This window comes from Stomatobaculum longum, from assembly GCA_000242235.1.
Taxonomy (GTDB): Bacteria; Bacillota; Clostridia; order Lachnospirales; family Lachnospiraceae; genus Moryella; species Moryella longum.
Map to the genome: position 1 here is coordinate 614,118 of JH590862.1, position 7,203 is coordinate 621,320.

1 protein-coding gene, 2 tRNA genes and 3 rRNA genes are annotated in these 7,203 nt (G+C 51.4%); all 6 read left to right on the forward strand.

Annotated features, from left to right (window positions below):
* Positions 1–14: 14 nt before the first annotated feature.
* Positions 15–2,534, forward strand: a complete 2,520-nt coding sequence (gyrA, locus tag HMPREF9623_RS05775) for a DNA gyrase subunit A (RefSeq protein WP_009532964.1) — start codon at positions 15–17, stop codon at positions 2,532–2,534.
* Between the two features lie 136 nt (positions 2,535–2,670).
* A tRNA-Ser gene (locus HMPREF9623_RS05780) sits at positions 2,671–2,760 on the forward strand.
* Between the two features lie 287 nt (positions 2,761–3,047).
* Positions 3,048–4,578: ribosomal RNA gene (locus HMPREF9623_RS05785) — 16S ribosomal RNA — on the forward strand.
* 62 nt (positions 4,579–4,640) lie between these two features.
* Positions 4,641–4,758, forward strand: a 5S ribosomal RNA gene (gene rrf, locus HMPREF9623_RS05790).
* Between the two features lie 6 nt (positions 4,759–4,764).
* Positions 4,765–4,838 (forward strand) — tRNA-Ile (locus HMPREF9623_RS05795).
* A gap of 158 nt (positions 4,839–4,996) precedes the next feature.
* Positions 4,997–7,203 (forward strand): 23S ribosomal RNA (locus HMPREF9623_RS05800); the annotation flags it as partial.

A 7,203-nucleotide genomic window follows, 5' to 3' on the forward strand; every position in this document is an offset into this window, starting at 1 on the left:
AACGGGGGCCATGAATGGAACCAAATGTATTTGATCAGATCAAAGAGGTTGATCTGAAAAAAACAATGGAGAAGTCGTACATCGACTATGCAATGTCTGTCATTGCGGCGCGGGCGTTGCCGGATGTGAGAGACGGCCTGAAGCCGGTGCAACGGCGTATCCTGTATTCCATGTTCGAATTGAACAACGGACCGGACAAAGCCCACAGAAAGTGTGCGCGTATCGTCGGTGATACCATGGGTAAATATCACCCGCACGGCGACTCATCGATTTACGGCGCTCTTGTCAATATGGCACAGGAATGGGCCATGCGGAATTGTCTGGTCGACGGACACGGAAACTTCGGATCCATTGATGGCGACGGCGCGGCGGCCATGCGATATACCGAGGCAAGACTCTCCCATATTGCGATGGAGATGATTGCCGACATCAACAAGGACACAGTGGACTTTGTTCCGAATTTTGATGAGACGGAGCAGGAGCCTGTGGTGCTGCCGAGCCGTTTCCCGAATTTGTTGGTTAACGGTGCGCAGGGTATTGCGGTCGGTATGGCGACCAATATACCGCCGCATAATCTGCGGGAAATTGTCGGCGCCGTCGACTGTATCATTGACAACAGAATTGCAGACAGGGAGACCGCGCTGGAAGAAGTGATGGCTCGTGTCAAGGGACCGGATTTTCCGACCGGCGCCACGATACTCGGAAAGAGCGGTGTACTGGAGGCATATCGGACCGGAAGAGGAAAAATTCGTGTTCGCGCCGTAACCAATATCGAGCCGATGCAGAACGGAAAGCATCGCATTGTGGTCTCGGAGCTTCCGTATCTGGTCAATAAGGCGAGACTCATTGAGAAAATTGCGGATTTGGTGCGCGACAAGCGCGTGGATGGAATTACGGATCTTCGCGATGAGTCAAACCGCGAGGGAATGCGGATTGTCATTGAGCTCAGAAAAGATGTGAATCCGCAGATTGTCCTGAATCGTCTGCTGAAACATACACAGCTCGAGGATACTTTCGGTGTCATTATGCTCGCGCTGGTCGGCAATGAGCCCAGAGTCCTGAATCTTCTGCAAATGCTCGAGTACTATCTGGAACACCAGAAAGATGTGGTGACGCGAAGAACCAGATATGATTTGAACAAAGCAGAGGAGAGGGCGCATATTTTACAGGGACTTTTGATTGCCCTGGATCACATCGACGAGGTAATCCGCATCATTCGGGAGAGCAGAAGCGTAGCACTGGCAAAGCAAAACCTGATGGAGCGGTTTGGGCTTACAGAGGTGCAGGCACAGGCCATTGTCGACATGCGTCTTCGTGCGCTGACCGGCTTGGAGCGCGAGAAGCTGGAAGCGGAATATCGTGAGCTTGAAAAAAAGATTGCCTATTATAAAAGCATTCTGGCGGATGAGAAAAAGTTGCTTGCGGTCATCAAAGAAGAGATTGATCTCATCGCGGAAAAATATGGGGGTGACAGAAGAACCGGTTTCGGCATCAGTGACGAGATGGAAGCAGAGGATTTGATTCCGGATGAGACTGTTATTGTCGCGATGACAAACCGCGGCTATATTAAGCGGATGAATCCTGATTATTTCCGGAATCAGGCACGCGGTGGCAAGGGAATCCGGGGCATGCAGACTATAGAGGATGATTTCATCACCGATCTTCTGATGACCACGACGCATCGTCCGATTGATTTCTTCACCAATAAGGGAAGATTGTATCGACTCAAGGTGTATCAGATTCCGGATGCGAGCCGAACGGCGCGCGGCACGGCAATCGTAAATCTCCTGCAGTTGCAAGCGGATGAAAAAGTCACGGCCATGATATCTTATCGGAAGAAGGGCGGGGCCAAGTATCTCTTTATGGCAACCAAACAGGGCATGGTCAAGAAGACCGAGCTCAGCGCCTATATGAATGTTCGGAGTAACGGACTGGCGGCGATTGCGCTCCGCGAGGATGATGAACTCATAGGTGTTAAGGCGAGCCGCGGTACGGAAGATGTACTTCTGGTGACGCAAAACGGGCAGAGTATACTTTTCTCCGAGGAGACAGTCCGTGTCACAGGAAGAAATTCCTACGGTGTCAAGGGCATTGCACTCCGCGAGGGCGATGCGGTCGTTGCGATGCAGCTTACGGCGCAGGGCGAAGAACTATTGACAGTCACGGCCTATGGTATGGGTAAGCGTACGGAACTCACAGAGTTTCACGCCCAAAACCGCGGTGGCTACGGTAACCTCTGCCATAAACTGACGGATAAGACGGGATTCCTGATCGGTGCAAAGCTGGTTCGGGAGGATCAGGAGATGCTGCTGATTACGAATACCGGTGTCATGATACGGATTTCGGTCGGTGATATTTCCAAGTACGGACGTCTTGCGTCCGGTGTGAAACTCATGAATATTGAGCGGGACGGTGAGGAAGAAATCAGAATCGCCGGAATCGCAATGGTAAAAGAAAACATGAGTGCCGTACAGGAGAATGAGGACGGCGCCGAATCCGGCGAGGACAGTGAAGATATAGAAAGCAACAAATAAGAAACAACAAGATATAGAAGAAAAAAACAAATTGCTGCGCCTGGAAAATAAAGCCTTAAAAAGATTCAAAAAAATAGCTTTTATCCGTTGACAGATGGCGAAAACATCCGTTATAATAGCGTAGCAATTCGTTTCTGGAGAAATACTCAAGAGGCCGAAGAGGCCCCCCTGCTAAGGGGGTAGGTCGGGTAATACCGGCGCGAGGGTTCAAATCCCTCTTTCTCCGCTTGAGTCACCCTGAAAAAACTTTAAAAAAGTGTTGACAGGAAAAACTCAAAGTGATAAAGTAAGGGAGTTGCGCCTGAAGGGCGAGACAACCTAAAAGGACCTTGAAAATCAAAGATCAGACAGTACAAACAACCCTGAAATCTCTGTGAAAACAGAGGGCTCGCGGACATCTTTCGAATGTGTCCGTGAGCTTCCAAAAGAATTTCAAAAAAGAACCAAACCAAGTAATAACGGGTAAAATAACTGAGAAAGACCAACGTTATTTTGACCGGAACGAACAAACTTAAATTTGAGAGTTCGATCCTGGCTCAGGATGAACGCTGGCGGCGTGCTTAACACATGCAAGTCGAACGAGAAGTGGAGACGGAAACCTTCGGGCGGAAGACTTTATTTCGAGTGGCGGACGGGTGAGTAACGCGTGGGTAACCTGCCTCATACAGGGGAATAACAGTTGGAAACGACTGTTAATACCGCATAAGACCACAGCACCGCATGGTGCGGGGGTAAAAACTCCGGTGGTATGAGATGGACCCGCGTTCGATTAGCCAGTTGGCGGGGTAACGGCCCACCAAAGCGACGATCGATAGCCGATCTGAGAGGATGACCGGCCACATTGGGACTGAGACACGGCCCAAACTCCTACGGGAGGCAGCAGTGGGGAATATTGCACAATGGGGGAAACCCTGATGCAGCGACGCCGCGTGAGTGAAGAAGTATTTCGGTATGTAAAGCTCTATCAGCAGGGAAGAAAATGACGGTACCTGAGTAAGAAGCCCCGGCTAACTACGTGCCAGCAGCCGCGGTAATACGTAGGGGGCAAGCGTTATCCGGATTTACTGGGTGTAAAGGGAGCGCAGACGGCTCTGCAAGTCTGAAGTGAAAGCCCGCGGCTTAACCGCGGGACTGCTTTGGAAACTGCAAAGCTTGAGTATCGGAGGGGCAGGCGGAATTCCTAGTGTAGCGGTGAAATGCGTAGATATTAGGAAGAACACCGGTGGCGAAGGCGGCCTGCTGGACGAAAACTGACGTTGAGGCTCGAAGGCGTGGGGAGCAAACAGGATTAGATACCCTGGTAGTCCACGCGGTAAACGATGAATACTAGGTGTTGGTGCCCGAAGGGCATCGGTGCCGTCGCAAACGCAATAAGTATTCCACCTGGGGAGTACGTTCGCAAGAATGAAACTCAAAGGAATTGACGGGGACCCGCACAAGCAGTGGAGCATGTGGTTTAATTCGAAGCAACGCGAAGAACCTTACCAAATATTGACATCCTTCTGACCGCACCGTAATGAGTGCTTTCCTTCGGGACAGGAGTGACAGGTGGTGCATGGTTGTCGTCAGCTCGTGTCGTGAGATGTTGGGTTAAGTCCCGCAACGAGCGCAACCCCTATTGCCGGTAGCCAGCAGGTAAAGCTGGGCACTCCGGCGAGACTGCCCGGGATAACCGGGAGGAAGACGGGGATGACGTCAAATCATCATGCCCCTTATGATTTGGGCAACACACGTGCTACAATGGCGTTAACAAAGAGAAGCGAGAACGCGAGTTTAAGCAAAGCTCAAAAATAACGTCTCAGTTCGGACTGCAGTCTGCAACTCGACTGCACGAAGCTGGAATTGCTAGTAATCGCGAATCAGCATGTCGCGGTGAATACGTTCCCGGGTCTTGTACACACCGCCCGTCACACCATGGGAGTCAGCAACGCCCGAAGTCAGTGACCCAACCTTAGGGAGGGAGCTGCCGAAGGCGGGGCGGATAACTGGGGTGAAGTCGTAACAAGGTAGCCGTATCGGAAGGTGCGGCTGGATCACCTCCTTTCTAAGGAAAGAGTAAGGGTTGTTTGTGCTGTCTGGTTTTTGATGAAAGGTTCACACCGGATATCCGGTGTCGATGCGTCTTCTTGAAACACCCGTTCCCATCCCGAACACGACGGTTAAGAGGAAGACGGCCGAAGGTACTATGCTGGTAACGGCATGGAAGAATAGGCGGGCGCCGGATTTGAAAGGGATTATAGCTCAGCCGGTTAGAGCGCACGCCTGATAAGCGTGAGGTCGGTGGTTCGAGTCCACTTAATCCCATTTTGCACCTTGAAAATCGCATACAGAATGAATATTCAATTTTAGAATATCTAGACATCCGAGGTGATACGACGCAAGTCGTATCCAAGATATAAACGTATGCTCTGTGTAAGCAGAGCGACCAACCCGCATGTTCTTACGCTAGAGAACATGTAAGAGGTTAAACAAAAAAGAGCGTAGGGCGGATGCCTTGGCACTAAGAGCCGATGAAGGACGTGATAAGCTGCGATAAGCTGCGGGGAAGAGCAAATATCTATTGATCCGCAGATTTCCGAATGGGGAAACCTACTGCAGAAGAGCTGCAGTGACCGTGCGTGAATCCATAGCGTACAGCCGGGAACCCGCTGAACTGAAACATCTAAGTAGGCGGAGGAAGAGAAAACAACAGTGATTCCGTAAGTAGCGGCGAGCGAACGCGGAAGAGCCCAAACCGCAGTGCGTGCACTGCGGGGTTCGGACTGCACACGGGAATTGAATCGTTACCGGAAAGACTTTGGAACAGTCTGCCAGAGAGGGTGAAAGCCCCGTACGGGAAAACGAGTTAAGACCCAGCAGGATCCAGAGTACCACGAGACACGTGAAACCTTGTGGGAAGGCGGGGGGACCACCCCCTAAGGCTAAATACTACTTAGTGACCGATAGTGCATAGTACTGTGAAGGAAAGGTGAAAAGGACCCCGGGAGGGGAGTGAAAAAGAACCTGAAACCCTATGTTTACATGCAGTGGAAGTGCGATACATGAACGCACAACCGCGTACTTTTTGTAGAACGGTCCGGCGAGTTGCCGGTGCTGGCAAGGTTAAGGACTACAGGTCCGGAGCCGAAGGGAAACCGAGTCTTAATAGGGCTTACAGTCAGCATCGGCAGACCCGAAACCGGGTGATCTATCCATGTCCAGGTTGAAGTCCCCGTAAAAGGGGATGGAGGACCGAACACACATCCGTTGAAAAGGGTGGTGATGAGGTGTGGATAGGGGAGAAATTCCAATCGAACCCGGAGATAGCTGGTTCTCCTCGAAATAGCTTTAGGGCTAGCCTCGACTTAGTCAGACGGAGGTAGAGCACTGAATTCCTGAGGGGGCGTCAAAGCCTGCCAAGGGATATCAAACTGCGAATGCCGTCCTGATGATGGTCGGGAGTCAGACTGCACGAGATAAGTTGGGCAGTCAAAAGGGAAAGAGCCCAGACCTACAGCTAAGGTCCCAAAATACGTGTTAAGTGGAAAAGGATGTGGGATTTCGAAGACAGCTAGGATGTTGGCTTAGAAGCAGCCACACATTCAAAGAGTGCGTAATAGCTCACTAGTCGAGAGGTCCTGCGCCGAAAATTTCCGGGGCTAAAACACGATACCGAAGCTTAGGAATGTAGTAATACATTGGTAGAGGAGCAATCTCAGAGTGCCGAAGCGCTACCGCAAGGAAGCGTGGAGTTCTGAGAAGAGAGAATGCCGGAATGAGTAGCGAGAATGATGTGAGAATCATCATGGCCGAATATCCAAGGATTCCAGGGTAAAGCTGATCTGCCCTGGGTAAGTCGGGACCTAAGGCGAGGGAGAGATCCGTAGTCGATGGACAGCAGGTTCATATTCCTGCACCTGACATGATCAGAACTGTGGGGACACAGGAACAAAACCGGACCCGGGAGAGCAAAGACCGGGCGAAGCGAAGTTAGGAGTGGGGCAGGCAAATCCGCCGCACAATCCGAAAGCGTGACAGGGAGCGAAATATAAGTAGCGAAGCCGGTGGAGGGACTGTCGAGAAAAGCCGCTATTGTATCATGTCAGCCCGTACCGCAAACCGACACAGGTGGATGAGGAGAGAATCCTAAGGCCGGCGGGAGAAGCATTGTTAAGGAACTCGGCAAAATGACCCCGTAACTTCGGGAGAAGGGGTGCTGCAGAGATGCAGCCGCAGAGAAAAGGCTCAAGCAACTGTTTAGCAAAAACACAGGTCTATGCGAAACCGTAAGGTGAGGTATATGGGCTGACGCCTGCCCGGTGCTGGAAGGTTAAGAGGAGAGGTTAGCGAAAGCGAAGCTTTGAATTTAAGCCCCAGTAAACGGCGGCCGTAACTATAACGGTCCTAAGGTAGCGAAATTCCTTGTCGGGTAAGTTCCGACCCGCACGAAAGGCGTAATGATTTGAGCGCTGTCTCAACAATGCACCCGGTGAAATTGAAGTACCAGTGAAGATGCTGGTGACCTGCGCCAGGACGGAAAGACCCCATGGAGCTTTACTCCAGCTTGATACCGGGATTCGGTGTTACTCGTACAGGATAGGTGGGAGGCTAAGAAGGAAGGACGCCAGTCTTTCCGGAGCCGCTGTTGGGATACCACCCCTGTGGCACTGGATTTCTAACCTACATCCGT

Excerpts from the sequence above, each read along its gene's own strand:
- gyrA (WP_009532964.1), top strand. The coding sequence starts at position 15 with ATGGAACCAAATGTATTTGATCAGATCAAAGAGGTTGATCTGAAAAAA.